Raw genomic sequence first — 16544 nt, forward strand, 5'->3', positions numbered from 1 at the left:
TAGTCTTAGGGCAGGAGGTACACCATGGATATATCTAGTTCTGCATCTGCGTCATTTGGTTCTGCATTGATGACGGCCAGCCTGGCCAAGAAACAGCAGACCCAAGAAGGTGAATCTGCATTGAAACTGCTGCAAACAGCGGCTCAATCAGCACCGGTTGCACCGACATCGGCCAACGCTTCTCTGGGAAGTAAAATCGATATTCGCGTCTGACCCTAACGAAAAAGCCCCCATCTCGTCGATGGGGGCTTTTTTTATACCTGTGTCACGTCCTGAATATGGTTTACACCTTCTTTCCCGAATAAATGGAGCTTCTGATGGGATAAGGTGTGAAACGAACACAGCTCGATTACTTGCTGACTTTTAAACTGGCGCTGGTCGAACAGATTGAAAAAGGCGAGCTCACCTACAAACAGGCACAGTCGCATTACGGCATTCAGGATCGCTCCACCGTTCTGGTATGGTTGCGTAAACATGGTCGGAAGGATTAGAACCAAGGGGCTTCTGTGCTAGCCGGCAGGAGTATCACCATGCCTGACCCCGACAACCTGACGCCTGAACAGCGTATCAAGGAGCTCGAGCAGCAGCTGGCGCAGATGAGCCAGAAGGCCCAGTTCTTTGAGGCAGTTGTCGATGTACTGAAGAATGACTACGGCGTTTCTATCGTAAAAAGCGACCCGGCAGATCCTCTCGCAGCAGCAAGCCAACAGGCTGACCATCGTCAGGGTTTGTAGTGGCCTAATCATCCCCGATGCGGCGCATCAAGCGGCTGAGTAACAAAAAGTTAGCTGAAAATGTATAAACCTCTTTCAGAACTATGCATGCAATAGAACTGGGTGAACCCCTTGTTTCCTTTCCGAGTTGACCTGGAATAGTAAGTCTTGAGATGAATAATTACTGACAGGCTTGAAGAGAGCATGGGCGCGAGCGGGGTCTCGCTTTTTTTAATCAAGTTCAGCCATCATCTGGCCGACATAGGATAAGAATACGGGTCGTGTTGGGATTCTGACCCTTCTATACTATGGCGAGACTCGGGCAACGGACGTAAGGGCTTTATATGGCGAGCATATTGGATTCGGTGGATCAGCGTACCCAGTTGGTAGGGGAGAACCGCCTGGAGCTGTTGATGTTCCGTTTGGGATCCCAGCAGCTGTTTGCGATCAACGTGTTCAAAGTACGGGAAGTAGTCAAGCTGCCTCACCTCAACAAGATGCCCGGTGCACACCACAACATCAGCGGGGTGGCCAACATCCGTGGCACCTCCATTCCGGTGATCAACCTGCGCAGCGCCATCGGCATGCGCCCCATGCCCATCGATGCCGAATCCAACCTCATCATCACCGAGTACAACCGCACCATTCATGGCTTTCTGGTCGGCCAGGTGGCCAACATCGTCAACATGACCTGGAAGGACATACTGCCGCCACCGCGCTCGGCCGGGCGGGCGAACTACCTGACCGCCATCACCCGCATTCCGGAGGACGGTGTCGATCAGATTGTCGAGATCATCGACGTGGAGAAGGTGCTGGCCGAGATCATCACCTACGACATCCGCATCTCGGAAGAGGTGCTGGATCGGGATATCCTGCCGGAAATGCACGGCCGCAAGGTGCTCATCGTCGACGACTCCAGCACGGCCCGCAACCTGGTGCGCGAGACCCTCGGCCAGCTGGGACTGGAGGTGATCGAATGCCAGGATGGCCTGCAGGCGCTCAATCTGCTCAAGGGGTGGTGCGATGCGGGCAAGAAGGTGACCGACGAGATCCTGCTGATGATCACCGATGCCGAGATGCCGGAGATGGACGGCTACCGGCTGACCCACGAAATTCGCAGCGATGCTCGCATGTCCGATCTCTTCATCACCCTCAATACCTCTTTGAGCGGCAACTTCAACGAGGCCATGGTCAAGAAGGTGGGCTGCGATCGCTTCATCTCCAAGTTCCAGCCAGACTTGCTGGTCGGCGTGGCTCAGGAGCGGCTGCGCCAGATCCTGGAGCGCTGATTCAGGAGCAATAAAAAATCCCGCCAAGGCGGGATTTTTTATTGGGCCGTTAGACCCGGATGGCGGACGAGGCGCCATGGCGGGTTCATTGGGTCAGCAGCGGCTCGATGAAGCTGGCCACCCGGTCGCGGATCTGCGGCTGAGCGGCGGCGGTGGGGTGGATGCCATCGTTCATCATGAGTTCAGGGCGCAGCGCAATATCATCCATGAAGAAGGGCATTAGCGGCAGCTGATTGGCGCTGGCCAGTTCCGGGAAGATCTGCTCGAACTGGCGCAGGTAGCGGGCGCCGTAGTTGCGGGGCAGCTGGATCTGGGTCAGTACAGTGTTGATCTGCTGCGCTTTGGTCAGGGCCACCATCTTGGCCAGGTTGTCCCGGGTGATGGTCGGTGCAAACCCGCGTAGCCCATCGTTGCCACCCAGTTCGATCAGCACCCAGTCCGGTTGATGTTCCTTGAGCAGGGCGGGTAATCTAGCCAGCGCCCCTTGCGTAGTTTCACCACTGATGCTGGCATTGATAAGCTGATGTTTACCCCCCTGCTGCTGCCATTTCTGATTGAGCAGGGCAGGCCAGCTCTGCTCCGCCGGCATCTGATAACCCGCACTCAGGCTGTCGCCCAGCACCAGCAAGGTCTGGGCCTGCACCGATGACACCAGGCAGCACAAGGCAAACAGGAAACGCGTCATGAATTCAACTCCCATTATCAACGTCAAGGGCCTGGGCAAGACAGTGCGCCTGAGCCAGGAAAGCCTCACCATCCTTGAAGGGATCGACCTGCAAGTCAATAGCGGCGAAACGGTGGCGCTGGTCGGTGCCTCCGGCTCCGGCAAGTCCACCCTGCTGGGGCTACTGGCCGGGCTGGATCTGCCGAGCCAGGGGGATATCGAGATCCTCGGCCAGTCGCTGCTGCAACTGGACGAGGAGGGGCGTGCCCGGCTGCGGGCCGAGCAGGTGGGGTTCATCTTCCAGTCTTTCCTGCTGTTGCCCACCCTGAGTGCGCTGGAGAACGTCATGCTGCCAGCCGAGCTGCGCGGCGAGACCCGCTGCGAGCCGCGGGCCCGCGAGTTGCTGGCGGCGGTCGGCCTCAGTGAACGGCTGCACCATCTGCCACCGCGTCTCTCCGGCGGCGAGCAGCAGCGGGTGGCCATCGCCCGCGCCTTTATGACGAGACCCAGTCTGCTGCTGGCCGACGAGCCCACCGGCAACCTCGACAGCAAGACCGGGGAGCGGGTGATCGAGCTGCTGTTCGAGCTCAACCGCGAGCACGGCACCACGCTCGTGGTGGTGACCCATGATCACGACCTGGCCCGGCGTTGCCAGCGGCAGCTGGTGATGGCGGCGGGGCGACTGGAGGCGGATGCGTCAGCATCCGAAGACGCCTCTGCAGCAAGAGTCAGGGAGCTGTGATGAGTCAGTGGCGACTGGGATTGCGCCTGTTGCGGCGCGAAGGATTCAACGGCGAGCTGCGCTGGTTCGTGCTGGCGCTGGCGCTGAGTGTGGCCTGTGTACTGAGCGTGGCCTTGGTGGCTGATCGGCTGGATGCCGGGCTCAAAGCCTCGGGGCGAGACTTTATCGGTGCCGACCGGGCGCTGCGCTCGGCCACGCCGGCGCCGGCCGTCTGGCTCGAACAGGCGGCCAAAACGGGTCTGGCGGTGCAGACCACGGTCAGCTTCAACAGCATGCTGTTTCATGGGGATGCCCTGCAGCTGGCGTCCATCCGCGCCGTGCCTGAGGATTTCCCCTTTTACGGCAAGCTGGAGTTGACCCCGCAGCGGGCACCGGCGCCTGGCGAGATCTGGCTCTCCGCCCGGGTGATGCAGCTGTTGGCGGCCAAGCTGGGGGATGAGCTGGAAGTGGGCAATACGGTGCTCAAGGTGGCGGGAGTGCTGGGTCAGGAGCCGGATCAGGGCTTCAGCCCCTTCCTGCTGGCGCCGAGGGCGTTGATCCACAGCGCCGATGTGGAGGCGACCGGCGCCCTGCTGCCAGGCAGCCGCCAGCAGTGGCGCTACCTGTTCAAGGGCTCCCGCGAGCAGGTGGCCGAGTATGAACGCTGGCTCAAACCCAGACTCAAGGCGGGACAGAAGCTGATCAAGCCGGATGACCAGGTCTCCCAGGTGGGACGCTCGCTGGCCAATGCCGAGCGCTTCTTCCGGCTCGCCTCCCTGGCGGGAGTGCTGCTGGGGGCGCTGGCCATGGGCATCGCGGTGCGTCACTTCGCCGAGCGCCAGACCAACATGGTGGCGCTGCTCAAGACGCTCGGCGCGTCGCGGCGCACGCTCTGGCAACTGATGGGCACCCTGCTGCTGTCGCTGACCCTGGCGGGCGCCCTGCTCGGTCTGGTGGCGGGCAGCGCCATGCAGTGGCTGACCCTGCATCTGCTGGGCAACCTGCTGCCAGCTGATCTACCGCCGCCGTCGTGGCGACCCTTTGCGCTGGGGTTGGCGGTGGCCTTCTTCATCACCCTGCTGCTGGCCTTCGTGCCCTTCCTGCGCCTGCTCAAGGTGCCGCCGCTGAGGGTGCTGCGCCGCGAGCTGGAGGCGGGGATCCCGCCCTGGCTGGCGCTGCCGGTGGCGCTGCTCGGCCTGTTTGGGCTGGTGTGGGGCTTCACCGCCGACGCGACCCTGGCGTTGGGGCTGATCGGCGGCATGGGTCTGTTGATGGGGCTGCTGGCGGTGATCGCCTCCCTGCTGTTGCGACTGGGGCGGCGGGTACAGGGCCCCCATGCGCTGCGGCTGGCCATCAGCCACCTCTCCCGCGAGCGGGGCAGTGGTCTGTTCCAGCTGGCGGGCTTTGCGCTGGCACTCATGCTGTTCGGTCTGCTGTGGGCGGCGCGGGTCGACCTGCTCGGCGAGTTTTCGGCCCGGCTGCCGGCGGATGCCCCCAACCGCTTCCTGGTCAACGTGGCAGACGGGGAGCGGGAGGGGATCCTGGCCGATCTGCGCCAGGCGGGGGCCGTGACTTCGGACTTCTACCCCATGGTGCGCGGCCGGCTGGTCAGCATCGCCAGCGAGGCGGTGCGCGACACGGATGAAGATGGCCGCGAAGGGGTCAATCGCGAGCTCAACTTCACCACCACCGCCACCCTGCCGCCGGACAATACCCTGACCGCAGGACGCTGGCTGGATGGCCCCGGCCAGGTATCGGTGGACAAGGATCTGGCCAAGCGGCTCGACATCGCCCTCGGCGACACCCTGGGCTTTACCATCGAGGGGCGCAGCTTCAAGGCAAAGGTGACCAGCCTGCGGGCCATCAAGTGGGACAACATGCGCCCCAACTTCTACATGATCTTCTCGCCGGACGTGCTGGCTCCCTTCTCCCAGACCTGGCTCGGCAGCTATCGTCTGCCGGAGCAGGGCCGGGTGGCCGAAGTGGAGCTGATCCGCCGGCACCCCACGGTGAGCCTGATCGACGTGGACGATTTGATTGTGCGGTTGACGGCGGTGTCGGATCAGGTGAGCCGGGCGCTGGGGCTGATGCTGGGGCTGGTGACGGTGGCGGCGCTGCTGGTGCTGCTGACCCAGACCCAGGCCAGCATGGCCCACCGGCGCCGGGAGCTGCTGCTGATGCGCACCCTGGGGGCCGGCAGCGAGCTGCTCAGGAAGATGCTGCGCTGGGAGCTGGTTGCCAGCGGTCTGCTGGCGGGGCTGTGCGCCGCCATGGTGGTCGAGCTATGCTCCTTCGGCCTGCAGTGGTGGTGGTTCGAGGGGCAGTGGCAGTTCCACTGGGCCATCTGGGCCGGTCTGCCGCTGCTGGGGGCCGTGCTGGTGACGCTGGCCGGGCAGGGCATGCAGCGCCAACTGCTGGCGGGCACCCTGAGCGATCGGCTGCGGGGACTGGGGCAGGGCCTGCTCTGAGCTCCAGATCCTGCGCGGATGCCGCGAGGCACAACAACAATCAGCCCGGCCAATGGCCGGGCTGATTGTTGTCCGGTTGGCTGATGAGCCCGGTCAGCGGGCTGTGCTGAGCAGATTGGCAAGGGCCTGGGGCAGTTCCGGGTAGGTGAAGTGGAAGCCGGCCTGCTGCAGACGGGTCGGCAGCACCTTCTGGCCGGTGAGCAGCAGATCGGCCGCCTCGCCCATCAGCAGTTGCAACAGGGGGGCTGGCACGAAGAAGAGGTGCGGTCGGTGCAGGGTGCCGGCCAGAGTCTGGCTGAACTCGCGGTTGCTGACCGGCTGCGGCGCCGTGCCGTTGAAGAGGCCGTCGCACTCCTCGTGATCCAGCAGGAACAGGATGGCGCGCACCAGATCCTGAATGTGGATCCAGCTCATGATCTGGTTTCCCGTGCCCATGGGGCCGCCGAGGCCGAGGCGATAGGGAGGCAGCATCCTGGGTAGGGCGCCGCCGTCGGTGCCGAGCACCAGCCCGATGCGCACGATGCAGACCCGGGTATGCTTGCTGCGGGCCTCGCGGGCCAGGGTTTCCCACTGCTGGCAGAGCTGATGGGTAAATTCGTCGTGAGGGGTCTGGTACTGCTCGTCCAGCGGCGCATCGCCCTGGCGGCCATACCAGCCGATGGCGGAGGCGTTGATCAGCACCCTGGGCGGGGTGTCGGAGAGCTTGATGAGATCGACCAGCTGCTCGGTCAGCAGCCAGCGGCTGTCGCAGAGTTGCTGCTTGCGCCGCTCGCTCCAGCGGCCGGCGGCGATGGGCTCTCCCGCCAGGTTGATGACCGCATCCACGTCGTTGAGGTTGTCGAGCCGGTCCAGGGTATCGATCAGCTTGACGTCGTGGCCGAGCAGATCGTAGGCGCGGCTGCCCTGGCGGGTAAGCACCAGCACCTCGTGCGCCACCTTGAGGTGGGCCACCAGGCGGCGACCGATAAAGCCCGTCCCGCCCGTGATCAATATTTTCATATCCAGACTCCCTGACGCTGTTGGCTCTACTCTAGTGGGCCTGCGCAAGATGAACAAGCAACTGTTTTTGCAAAGATTATAATCGTCACTGCAGACGTGGGCGGCGCCCACCCAGGGTGTAAGCCGTCATGTCGCCTGCCCTGACGGGGCGCCTTGCCCTGTTGTCCAATGCATCAGAAGATGCTTGTCAGGAAAGGGGATAGGAGTAGACTCGTCCGCTTTTTCACCGTTGCCGCGAGGGGGAGTATGCCGTTTCGTCGTTTGAGGTTGCGCCAGTTTTATACCCGGCTGGGGGCGGCACTGCTGGCCGGCCTGCTGCCCCTGCTGCTCGGCGTGTTGATCGTCTCCTGGCAGACCTTTGCCGGCATGAAACAGGATGCCGAAGAGCGCCTGCTCCATGCTCGCAACATGCTGGAGCGCACCCTGGATCACGCTCACCAGGCGGCCGCCATGGTAGAGGGCAGCGTCGGGCGCCCCTGCGAGGAGGTGGTGCAGGGGCTGCGGGATCAGGTGGCCACCATACCGGACGTGCGCACCGTCAACCTGGCCAGGGGGGAAGTGGTTTACTGCACCTCGCTCTATGGCTCCTATCATGGCCCCTTCAAGCTGGCCGACTACGCCAACGGCCAGCTGGATCTGATGCGGGGCAACCCGGTGACCCCGGATCGGCCTCTGGTGGTCTATCGCCAGCCGGTGGGGGAGTACAGCGTGCTGGTCGGGGTCGACGGTTACTATCTGCACAACATCCTCGACATGCTCAGCCGCAACTCGCCGCTGACCCTGGTGATCGGGGCGCAGAGCATGCTGGCCAACGGCCAGATCCACGACGAGGTGCCGCCCGTGGTGCTGGGCTCGCTGGAGCAGATCTCCGGCAAGTACCCGTTTCGGGTCGTCACCGAGCTCTCCTATGACGAGTACGGCAGCCATATTTGGACCTACTCCCGCGCCAGCCTCATCATCTATCCCCTGCTGGGGTTGGTGGTGGGCTGTCTGGTCTACTGGCTGACCGGCCGCTCGACCTCTCCCTCCCAGGAGCTGCGGCGGGCGCTGGATCAGCGGGAGTTCATCCCCTACCTGCAGCCGGTGGTGACCGGTGACGACGCCCACTGGAGCGGCTGCGAGGTGCTGATGCGCTGGCAGCATCCGCGTCAGGGCCTCATCTCGCCGGATCGCTTCATCCCGCTGGCCGAAGACAGCGGCCTCATCGTGCCCATGACCCGCCTGCTGATGGAGCAGGTGCGCGAACAGTTCGCAGGCCGAGTGCACAGCCTGCCCAGAGGGTTCCACTTCGGCTTCAACATCAGCGCCAGTCACTGCAAGGATCTGAGCCTGGTGGAGGATTGTCGCCAGTTCATCAACGCGTTTCGGGAGAACCCCGTCAAGCTGGTGCTGGAGCTGACCGAGCGGGAGCTGATCGTGGCGGACGAGACGACCGACCGGCTGTTTGCCGAGCTGCATCAGCTGGGCGTCTTCATCGCCATCGACGACTTCGGCACCGGCCACTCCAGCCTCACCTACCTGCAGCAGTTCCAGGTGGACTTTCTCAAGATTGATCAGAGCTTCGTCGGCATGATCGGCTCGGACGCGCTCTCCAGCCATATCGTCGAAAACGTCATCGATCTGGCGACCCGGCTCGGCCTGCAACTGGTGGCCGAAGGGGTGGAGAACGAGGTGCAGGCCGCCTATCTGCGGGCGCGTCAGGTGACCTTCCTGCAGGGTTATTTCTTTGGCCGGCCGATGCCGATGAAGGAGTTTGCCGCCCTGCTGGCGAAGGCCTGAGCCAGCCCGCCACCCATAAAAAAACCAGCGACCTTGGTCGCTGGTTTTTTTTCATCCCGAGGCCTGTCAGAGCATGCGGGCGAGGGCGCGGCACAGACGCTTGACCCCCTCCTCTATGGTGGCTTCATCCACGCAGGAGAAGCTCAGGCGCAGGGTGTTCTGGATCTCGGGGCGCACATAGAAGGGGGCGCCCGGTACGAAGGCCACCTTCTCCTTGATCGCCTCGTCAAACAGCGCCATGGCGCTGACGCTGGCGGGCAGGGTCAGCCAGAGGAACATGCCCCCTTCCGGCCGGGTATAGCTGACGCCGGGCGGGCAGTGACGGGCCAGGGCGGCCTCCATGGCGGCGCGCTGGCGGCCATAGACCTCCTTGATCTTCTCGAGGTGAGCATCCAGCGAGTTGTCGATCAGGAAGCGGTGCAGCACCTGCTGGCTGAAGGCGTTGCTGTGCAGGTCTGTCGCCTGCTTGGCGATGGTGACCTTCTTGCGCAACCAGTCCGGCACCAGCATCCAGCCGAGGCGGAAGGCCGGGACGACGGTCTTGGAGAAGGAGCCGAGCAGCACGGTATTGTTCGGCGCCAGTTTGGCGATGGGGGGCAGATGCTCGCCCTCGAAGCGCAGCTCGCCGTAGGGGTCGTCTTCCACCATCAGCAGCTCGTGGCGTACCAGCCGCTCGGCCAGCGCCTCGCGATTGGCGCGGCTGTAGGAGACGCCGCTCGGGTTCTGGAAGTTGGGTACGCCATAGAGCAGCTTGGCGTTGGAGCCGCTCGCCAGCAGCGCATCCAGCGCCGCCAGATCCAGCCCCTCTTCACCCAGAGTGATGGGCTTGAAGGCAGGTTGATAGACGGAGAAGGCCTGGATGGCGCCAAGATAGCCAGGTTCCTCGATGATGAGGTCTTGTCCCTCGTCGATCAGCACCTTGCCCAGCAGATCCAGCGCCTGCTGGGAGCCGCTGGTGATGAGGATGTTGTCCGGATTGACCTGCATGCCGTGGCGGGCCAGATAGCGGTCGGCGATGTACTGGCGCAGCGGGGCGAAGCCCTCGGTGGCCGCATACTGCAGGGCCGCGGCGCCCTGCTCGCGCAGCACGTCCTGGCAGGCCTGCTCGATGGCCTTGACCGGGAACAGGTGCGGATTGGGCAGGCCGCCGGCGAAGGAGATGATCTCCGGATTGGCGGCAACTTTGAGGATCTCGCGGATGAAGGAAGGTTCTACCTTCTCGAAGCGCTGGGCAAAAAAGGGCTGCATAGGATTCTCTCTGGCGTGGTGAGCGGTCGCTCCATTCGACCGCCAAGTTATCCGTTTGTATCAGATTTAAAAAATGAGGCAATGGCTGTAACAAAAATCGATAAAAAAGGGCAGGTTTGGCACCTGCCCGAATTTTATCGGCCGGGGAAGGCCGCGAGTCGCAAAAGCCCCGGTTCAGCGGCGAGATGGCAGGGTTACAGACCCGGCTCCCTGAGGAAGCGGAGCATCAGCTCGGTGTTGGCGCCGAGTTGCTGCTGTACCCGGCCCGGGAACAGCTCGGCCATCTTGTCGAGACGGTCATACTGGGTATGCCAGATCTTGCCCCACTGGGTTTCGCTGCCCCGATCGCAGGCGCTCTTGGTGGCCTCGTCGTAGCAGTCCCACAGCGCCGGATTGGTGGTCTGGGAGTAGCCGTCATAGCCATCTTCCCCGTTGATGGTGAAGTTGGTGGCCTCCACGTAGGCGACGGGCACCCCCAGACAGGCGAACGGCGCATGATCGGACCAGCCGCCGGTCTCCCCCTCAGGGTAGCCATCATAGCTGGGATGAATGGCAAACGGGGTGGCGGTCTGTTTGGAGATGGCCAGCAGGCGATCCCGCACCTTGGGATCGAAGCTGTAGCGGCTCGGGTCGGCACACTTGTACTTGGCCACGTTGGAGTGGGCCGAGTGAACGTAGACAAGGTCGCCCCCGGCGATGGTGTCGTAGTTCACCATGGCCAGCAGCTTGGCAACGGCGGCGCTGTCGAGGCTGGCGGCATAGGCCTTGGAGCCGTTGAGGCCGTTCTCCTCGGCGCCGAAGAAGGCGAAGCGCACCGTGTAGGGAAGGGTCTGCCCCTTGAGCTCTTCGGCGACTGCCAAGAGGGCTGCGACCCCGGCACCGTTGTCGGTGGCTCCCTCGGAGCCCTGTTTGTCGCCAGTGCTGTCATAGTGGGCACCGATCAGGATCACCTTGTCGCTCTTGCCCTTGAGCTCGGCGACGAGGTTCTGGGAGGCCTTGCTGGTTCCGCTCTGGGTGTAGGTGAAGGGCTGTCGTTGCACCTCGTAGCCCCAGCCGGCCAGATGGTCCTGGATCCAGGCGGCGGCACGGGTCTCGGCCTCGCTGCCGGTGGGTCTGGCGCCGATCCCCTCGGCGGTGGAGCTCAGCTGCACCAGGTATTCATAGGCCTGCTCGGCGGCGGAGGGGGCCTGTGAATCGTTGCTGGAGGTGTTGCACCCGGCCAGCAGGGCTGTGATGGCAAACGCCAATGCTGTGTGTTTCATACTGCAATCCTTTGTTGTGTATGGTTTTATTTGCGCAGGTCAGGATGCGCCCGAGCCCCGGCAGATTCTGTGAACGGGGTGGCATTTGTCAATTGCGGTGGCGGAATTGGTCTGTGTCGGGGGATTTGTTGCGTGAAACACTTGCGCCTTGGGCCTATCTTGGGATAATTCGCTACCCTGTTTCGCCAAGCGATGAAATGACGAGCAATTTCGCGTTCATCGGCGAGGTGGAGCGATGAAACAACGAGCAATTCATCTCGGTCGTCTGTGACCAGCACGACGAGATAGCTAGCAATCCATTTATGTCGTCTGTGACCCAGACCGATGCAATAAACGAGCAATTTGATTATGCCTGTGACCCAAGATGTATTTAACGAAGACGGCAAGTTCATGCGCAAGATCCGCAGCTTTGTCCGTCGCGAAGGCCGCCTGACCAAAGGGCAGGAGAAGGCTCTGGAGGAGCTGTGGCCGGTCATGGGCATCGATTTCGCACCGGAGCCGCTCGATCTGGTTGCCCTGTTTGGCCGCGAGGCCCCGGTGGTGCTGGAGATCGGCTTTGGCATGGGCGCCTCCCTGGTGGAGATGGCCAAGAATGCCCCCGAGAAGAACTTCATCGGTATCGAGGTGCACTCACCGGGTGTCGGTGCTTGCCTGGGCACCGCCCAGGAAGCGGGGGTCACCAATCTGCGTGTCATCTGCCACGACGCGGTCGAGGTGCTGGAGCACATGATCCCGAACGGCTCGCTCGCCTGCCTGCAGCTGTTCTTCCCGGACCCCTGGCACAAGAGCCGTCACCACAAGCGCCGTATCGTCCAGCCGGCCTTTGCCCAGGACATTCGCCAGAAGCTGGCCATCGGTGGCGTGTTCCACATGGCCACCGACTGGGAAAACTACGCCGAGCACATGCTGGAAGTGATGAGCGCCGCCGAGGGGTACGAGAACACCTCCGCCACCGGTAACTGGGTGGCGCGTCCGGACTGGCGTCCGCTGACCAAATTCGAACAACGTGGCCACCGTCTCGGTCACGGGGTGTGGGATCTGATTTTCAAACGTGTCAACTAACTGAAGGAGCTATCATGGCCAACCGTAGCCGCCGCCTGCGCAAGAAACTGCGTGTCGATGAATTCCAGGAAATGGGCTTCGACATCAGTTTCAACTTCCCGGTCGGCACTGCCGAAGAGACCATCGATGCCGTAGTCGATGCGATGATCGATGAAGTGATCGAACCCCGCAAACTGGCCTTCGCCGGCTCTGGCCACCTGGCCTGGGAAGGGATGATCTGCACCCAGCAGCTGGGCAAATGCAGCGAAGAAGACCGCGCCGCCGTCAAAACCTGGCTGGAAGGCAAGGGGATGGAAGCCGTGGTGGTTTCCGAGCTGTTCGACCTCTGGTACGGCGAACCCGCCTGATATCAGGCCGGCTGTGGCAGGCGCCCCGGTTCGACAGCCTGCGACAGCAGATAGACAAGTCCCGCCGCTGGCGGGATTTTTGTCGGTGGTGATGGGATCTCCACGTTAGTTATGGAATCGCTTATGGTGTTGTCATCCGAATTACTGGCCAGCATCCTGGATGAGGTGCGCCCGCTGCTCGGACAGGGCAAGGTGGCCGACTATATTCCCGCACTGGCCCAGGTGCCGGCCGATCGGCTCGGGATCGCCGTCTGTACCGTCGAAGGGGAGTTGTTCACCGCAGGTGACGCCTTCGAGCCCTTCTCCATCCAGAGTATCTCCAAGGCCTTGAGCCTGACCCTGGCGCTCACCCTCTATCAGGAAGAGGAGATCTGGGCCCGGGTCGGCAAGGAGCCCTCAGGTCAGCCCTTCAATTCCCTGGTGCAGCTCGAGTTCGAGCAGGGCATTCCCCGCAACCCCTTCATCAACGCCGGTGCCCTGGTGGTGAGCGATCTGCTGGAAACCCGCCTCACCGCCCCGCGTCAGCGCACCTTGGAGCTGGTCCGCCGCCTCTCGGGCAACCCGGCCATTATGGCGGATCAGGTAGTGGCCCGCTCCGAATATCAGCACTCTGCCCGCAATGCAGCCATCGCCTATCTGATGAAGGCCTATGGCAACTTCGAGAACGAAGTGGACAAGGTGCTGCAGAGCTACTTCAATGCCTGTGCCATCCGCATGAGTTGCGTCGATCTGGCGCGGGCTTTCATCTATCTGGCCAACCGCGGCGTGCCGCTTGGAGAAAGCTCCCCGCTGCTGCCGGCCCGCACCACCAAGCAGGTCAATGCCCTGCTCGCTACCTGCGGCCTCTATGACGAGGCGGGGGATTTCGCCTATCGGGTCGGCATGCCGGGCAAGTCGGGGGTCGGTGGCGGCATCATCGCCCTCATCCCGGGTGAATTGTGCGTCTGTGTCTGGTCGCCCGAGCTCAACAAGGCGGGCAATTCGCTGGCGGGCACGGCGGCGCTGGAACTGCTGGCCGAGCGTCTGGGCCGCTCCATTTTTTAACCTTGTCACTCTGAATCGAGAGATCACCATGAAACGAATAATGAGCTTGTTACGGGCCACCCTGGCGACCTTGTTGCTCTGGCATGCCCTGCCGACCCTGGCTGCCGAGCTGCCACCGCTCTCGCTGGCTGACGCCAAGGCCAAGGCGGCGGTCATTCTGGATACCCGCGCCAGCTACTTCTACCAGGGCTGGCCCATGGAGGGCGAGCAGCAGGGCGGCCACGTGGCCGGTGCCGAGAACCTCTCCGCCGACTGGAAGTACAGTGATGAAGAGTGGCCGGCGGCGCTGGCGACCAAGGGGCTGCAGGCCGATCGGCCGGTGGCGCTCTACGGTGCGCCGCGCGAGGTGGCCGAAGTGGCCCGCCTGCTGCGCCAGCAGGGCATCAAGCAGCTGTTCGAGCTGCAGGGCTGGAAAAGTGCGCCGCGCGAGCATCTGGCCCGCTGGCAGCAGCTGGTCCATCCGCGCTGGCTGGCCGATCTGCAGGAGGGCAAGCCGGTGGTGGCTGCGCCCAAGGGCGACTGGAAGCTGTTCGAGGTGGCGTGGGGTTCACCCAAGGCCTATCTGCTGAGCCATATCCCGGGGGCCGGCTACATCGACACCAACCGGCTGGAAGAGGAGCCGCTGTGGAACAAGGTCTCTGACGAGGCGCTCAAAAAGCTGCTGCTGGAGAACGGCATCCGCCACGACACCACCGTCATCCTCTACGGTCGCAACACCATGGCGGCGGCCCGCGCGGCCCACCTGATGATGTATGCGGGTGTCGAGGACGTGCGGCTGCTGGACGGCGGCCTGGATGCCTGGTTCGTGCAGCATCTGCGCACCGAGACCGGGCTGGCCAACACCTTCAAGCCAGCCAAGGAGTTTGGCGTCGCCATCCCGGCTCATCCCGAGTACTACACCACCCTGAGTCAGGCCAAAAAGCTGCTCAAGCAGCCCGACGGCGCCCTGGTCAGCGTGCGCACCTGGGACGAGTTCGTCGGCAACACTTCCGGCTACAGCTACATCAAGCCGAAGGGCGACATTCCGGGCGCCAAGTGGGGGCGTGGTGGTGTGGATGCCAACAGCATGAGCGACTTCCACAACCCGGACGGCACCATGAAGCCGGCCCGCGAGATCCTTGCCATGTGGGATGAGTGGAACATAGAACCGACCCAGCAGGCCGCCTTCTACTGCGGTACCGGCTGGCGCGCCTCCGAGGCCTTTTTCTACGCCTGGTTGATGGACTGGAAGCGGATCAGCGTCTACGACGGCGGCTGGTACGAGTGGAGTGCCGATCCCAAGAACCCCACGGTGACCGGCGAGCGCAAGCCAGCCAAGTAATTGATAATCCAGAGCAGGCCGGACCCATGTCCGGCCTTTTTGTTGCCGCATTCGTAGCTCGGGCGAGGGGACACTACACTTTTTGCGAAGGGATATCAGATCGACGTGAGGAGTGACTGATGAAACGGATATGGATAGGCCTGCTGGTCGCGGGCGTGCTGGGACAGGGGGCGATGGCCGCCGAGCGGGCGCGTTATCTGGTGCAGCTCAAGCCGGGGGCGGAGGCGGCCGTACTGGCCCAGAGCCAGGGGATGGGCGGCGAGCTGGCCCTGGCGCTGAAGGAGCAAAATGCCCTGGCACTCTGGTTGCCATCGGCGGCGGCCACGGCGCTGGCGCACAATCCCAACGTGCTCTGGGTTGAGCCGGATGCCAAGCGCTATGTCAGCGCCGAGACCCTGCCCTACGGCATTCCCATGGTGCAGGCGCCGCAACTGAGTGATGCCGCCGCCAGCGAAGTGCTGGTGTGCATCATAGATTCGGGCTACAGCGGTGGTCACCCGGACTTGCCTCACGGCCCCCAGGTGCAGGGTTATGACGATGCCGGTACCGGCAACTGGGATAGCGACGAGAACAGCCATGGCACCCATGTGGCGGGCACCATAGCCGCAGTGGGGGGCAATGATCTGGGCGTGCTCGGGGTGTTGCCAAACCAGAGCGTGCCGCTGCAGATCGTCAAGGTGTTCGGGGCCAACGGCTGGGCCTACTCCTCCAACCTGGTGGGGGCGCTCAATGCCTGCAAGCAGGGGATGAGCAGCCGCGGCTTCACCCGCATGGTCATCAACATGAGCCTGGGGGGCAGCGTACCCAGCAAGACCGAAGAGAGAGCCTTCAACCAGGCCTACAGCCAGAACGTGCTGAGCGTGGCGGCGGCGGGCAATGCGGGCAACACCAGCAAGTCCTATCCCGCCTCCTACAGCAGCGTGGTGAGCGTGGCTGCCATCGATGCCAACAAGCAGCTGGCCTATTTCTCCCAGCGCAACGATCAGGTGGAGCTGGCCGCCCCCGGCGTCTCTGTGCTCTCCACAGTGCCGACTGGGTACGCCTACTACAGCGGCACCTCGATGGCGACGCCGCACGTGGTCGGGGTGGCGGCGCTGGTCTGGTCACAACGACTGGAGTGCAGCAACGATCAGCTGCGCCAGACCCTGCGCAGCAGCGCCCAGGATCTGGGGGCTCTGGGGCGCGACAACAGCTTCGGCTACGGTCTGGTGCAGGCGAAGGCGGCCGCTGACAAGCTGGCGCTTGGCTGCGGGTCCGGGACCGGAGGCGGTGGCAGTAGCAAACCGGGTGGGCGCAAGTAACTGATTGTTGGCGTTGATCCCGTTGCGGCAAGGGCGGCAAACGGGCTCATCTGGTTGAGCTAGGCTTCAGTCACCACCCTCGTGGTGAGGGTGAAGCGGGAGGCGAAACAGGCGATGAAGCAACTGATGATGATCCTGGTGTGTGCCCTGGCGTTGGCGGGGTGCAGCTCGCAATACATCATGAGCACCAAGGATGGCAAGATGATCACCACCGACAGCAAACCCAAGCTGGATGAGAGTACCGGCATGTACCGTTACTACGACACCGAGGGGCGGGAGGTGATGATTAAGAAGGATGACGTCACCCAGATCATGGAGCGTTGAGG

General features: G+C 63.1%; 15 protein-coding genes and 1 pseudogene. 12 read left to right on the forward strand and 4 right to left on the reverse strand.

The features are described 5' to 3' along the window. Nucleotides 1–24 precede the first annotated feature (24 nt). The 3 genes and pseudogenes from PG897_RS20045 to PG897_RS20055 all read left to right on the forward strand — a co-directional run bounded on the left by PG897_RS20045 (nucleotide 25) and on the right by PG897_RS20055 (nucleotide 2002). Nucleotides 25–213, forward strand: coding sequence for a hypothetical protein (locus PG897_RS20045; protein WP_080628999.1), 189 nt, complete (start codon nucleotides 25–27; stop codon nucleotides 211–213). Between the two features lie 116 nt (nucleotides 214–329). Next, nucleotides 330–741, forward strand: a pseudogene (locus PG897_RS20050) (IS3 family transposase); the annotation flags it as partial. 316 nt (nucleotides 742–1057) lie between these two features. Further along, nucleotides 1058–2002: a chemotaxis protein CheV gene (locus tag PG897_RS20055; protein ID WP_270829305.1), complete on the forward strand. Its 945-nt coding sequence runs from the start codon at nucleotides 1058–1060 to the stop codon at nucleotides 2000–2002. An 85-nt stretch (nucleotides 2003–2087) separates the two neighbouring features. On the opposite strand, the gene PG897_RS20060 is transcribed toward PG897_RS20055, so the two are convergent. Beyond that, nucleotides 2088–2687 carry an arylesterase gene (locus PG897_RS20060; RefSeq protein WP_126881207.1) on the reverse strand — a complete coding sequence of 200 codons (600 nt, stop codon included), beginning with the start codon at nucleotides 2685–2687 and terminating at the stop codon, nucleotides 2088–2090. Here PG897_RS20060 and PG897_RS20065 point away from each other — a divergent pair. Both PG897_RS20065 and PG897_RS20070 read left to right on the forward strand, forming a co-directional pair. Next, complete coding sequence (locus PG897_RS20065; protein ID WP_201881359.1) at nucleotides 2686–3408, forward strand: ABC transporter ATP-binding protein; 723 nt, start codon at nucleotides 2686–2688, stop codon at nucleotides 3406–3408. The genes PG897_RS20060 and PG897_RS20065 overlap by 2 nt on opposite strands. Beyond that, on the forward strand, nucleotides 3408–5855 hold the full coding sequence (locus PG897_RS20070) for an ABC transporter permease (RefSeq protein ID WP_201881357.1): 2448 nt from the start codon (nucleotides 3408–3410) through the stop codon (nucleotides 5853–5855). The genes PG897_RS20065 and PG897_RS20070 overlap by 1 nt, the downstream gene beginning before the upstream one ends. Nucleotides 5856–5948: 93 nt before the next feature. Here PG897_RS20070 and PG897_RS20075 read toward each other — a convergent pair whose 3' ends face one another. After that, nucleotides 5949–6854 (reverse strand): TIGR01777 family oxidoreductase, encoded by a 906-nt coding sequence (locus PG897_RS20075; RefSeq protein WP_139752202.1) that lies wholly within the window; start codon nucleotides 6852–6854, stop codon nucleotides 5949–5951. Between the two features lie 246 nt (nucleotides 6855–7100). Here PG897_RS20075 and PG897_RS20080 point away from each other — a divergent pair, with 246 nt between their 5' ends. Continuing rightward, a complete protein-coding gene (locus PG897_RS20080) occupies nucleotides 7101–8633 on the forward strand; it encodes an EAL domain-containing protein (protein ID WP_054545481.1) in 1533 nt (510 codons plus the stop codon). 66 nt (nucleotides 8634–8699) lie between these two features. Here PG897_RS20080 and PG897_RS20085 read toward each other — a convergent pair whose 3' ends face one another. Both PG897_RS20085 and PG897_RS20090 read right to left on the reverse strand, forming a co-directional pair. Continuing rightward, on the reverse strand, nucleotides 8700–9881 hold the full coding sequence (locus PG897_RS20085; RefSeq protein ID WP_005297787.1) for an aminotransferase-like domain-containing protein: 1182 nt from the start codon (nucleotides 9879–9881) through the stop codon (nucleotides 8700–8702). Between the two features lie 194 nt (nucleotides 9882–10075). Next, a complete protein-coding gene (locus tag PG897_RS20090; RefSeq protein ID WP_201881356.1) occupies nucleotides 10076–11143 on the reverse strand; it encodes a M28 family metallopeptidase in 1068 nt (355 codons plus the stop codon). 348 nt (nucleotides 11144–11491) lie between these two features. On the opposite strand from PG897_RS20090, the gene trmB reads away from it, so the two are divergent. The 6 genes from trmB (at nucleotide 11492) to PG897_RS20120 (ending at nucleotide 16542) form a co-directional block, all read left to right on the forward strand. Beyond that, nucleotides 11492–12205 (forward strand): tRNA (guanosine(46)-N7)-methyltransferase TrmB, encoded by a 714-nt coding sequence (trmB, locus tag PG897_RS20095; RefSeq protein WP_010632994.1) that lies wholly within the window; start codon nucleotides 11492–11494, stop codon nucleotides 12203–12205. Nucleotides 12206–12219: 14 nt separating this feature from the next. Beyond that, on the forward strand, nucleotides 12220–12552 hold the full coding sequence (locus tag PG897_RS20100; RefSeq protein ID WP_005297793.1) for a YggL family protein: 333 nt from the start codon (nucleotides 12220–12222) through the stop codon (nucleotides 12550–12552). A 123-nt stretch (nucleotides 12553–12675) separates the two neighbouring features. Further along, nucleotides 12676–13596, forward strand: coding sequence for a glutaminase B (glsB, locus tag PG897_RS20105; RefSeq protein WP_026142053.1), 921 nt, complete (start codon nucleotides 12676–12678; stop codon nucleotides 13594–13596). 28 nt (nucleotides 13597–13624) lie between these two features. Further along, nucleotides 13625–14917, forward strand: a complete 1293-nt coding sequence (locus PG897_RS20110) for a sulfurtransferase (protein ID WP_017785962.1) — start codon at nucleotides 13625–13627, stop codon at nucleotides 14915–14917. Between the two features lie 119 nt (nucleotides 14918–15036). Next, the gene (locus tag PG897_RS20115) at nucleotides 15037–16218 is read left to right on the forward strand and encodes a S8 family peptidase (protein ID WP_201881354.1); all 1182 of its coding nucleotides are present in this window, start codon (nucleotides 15037–15039) and stop codon (nucleotides 16216–16218) included. Between the two features lie 114 nt (nucleotides 16219–16332). Further along, complete coding sequence (locus PG897_RS20120; RefSeq protein ID WP_010632998.1) at nucleotides 16333–16542, forward strand: YgdI/YgdR family lipoprotein; 210 nt, start codon at nucleotides 16333–16335, stop codon at nucleotides 16540–16542. The last annotated feature ends 2 nt before the right edge of the window (nucleotides 16543–16544 follow it).

The sequence above is a fragment of the Aeromonas sp. QDB20 genome (assembly GCF_027707805.1).
Lineage (GTDB): Bacteria > Pseudomonadota > Gammaproteobacteria > Enterobacterales > Aeromonadaceae > Aeromonas > Aeromonas dhakensis.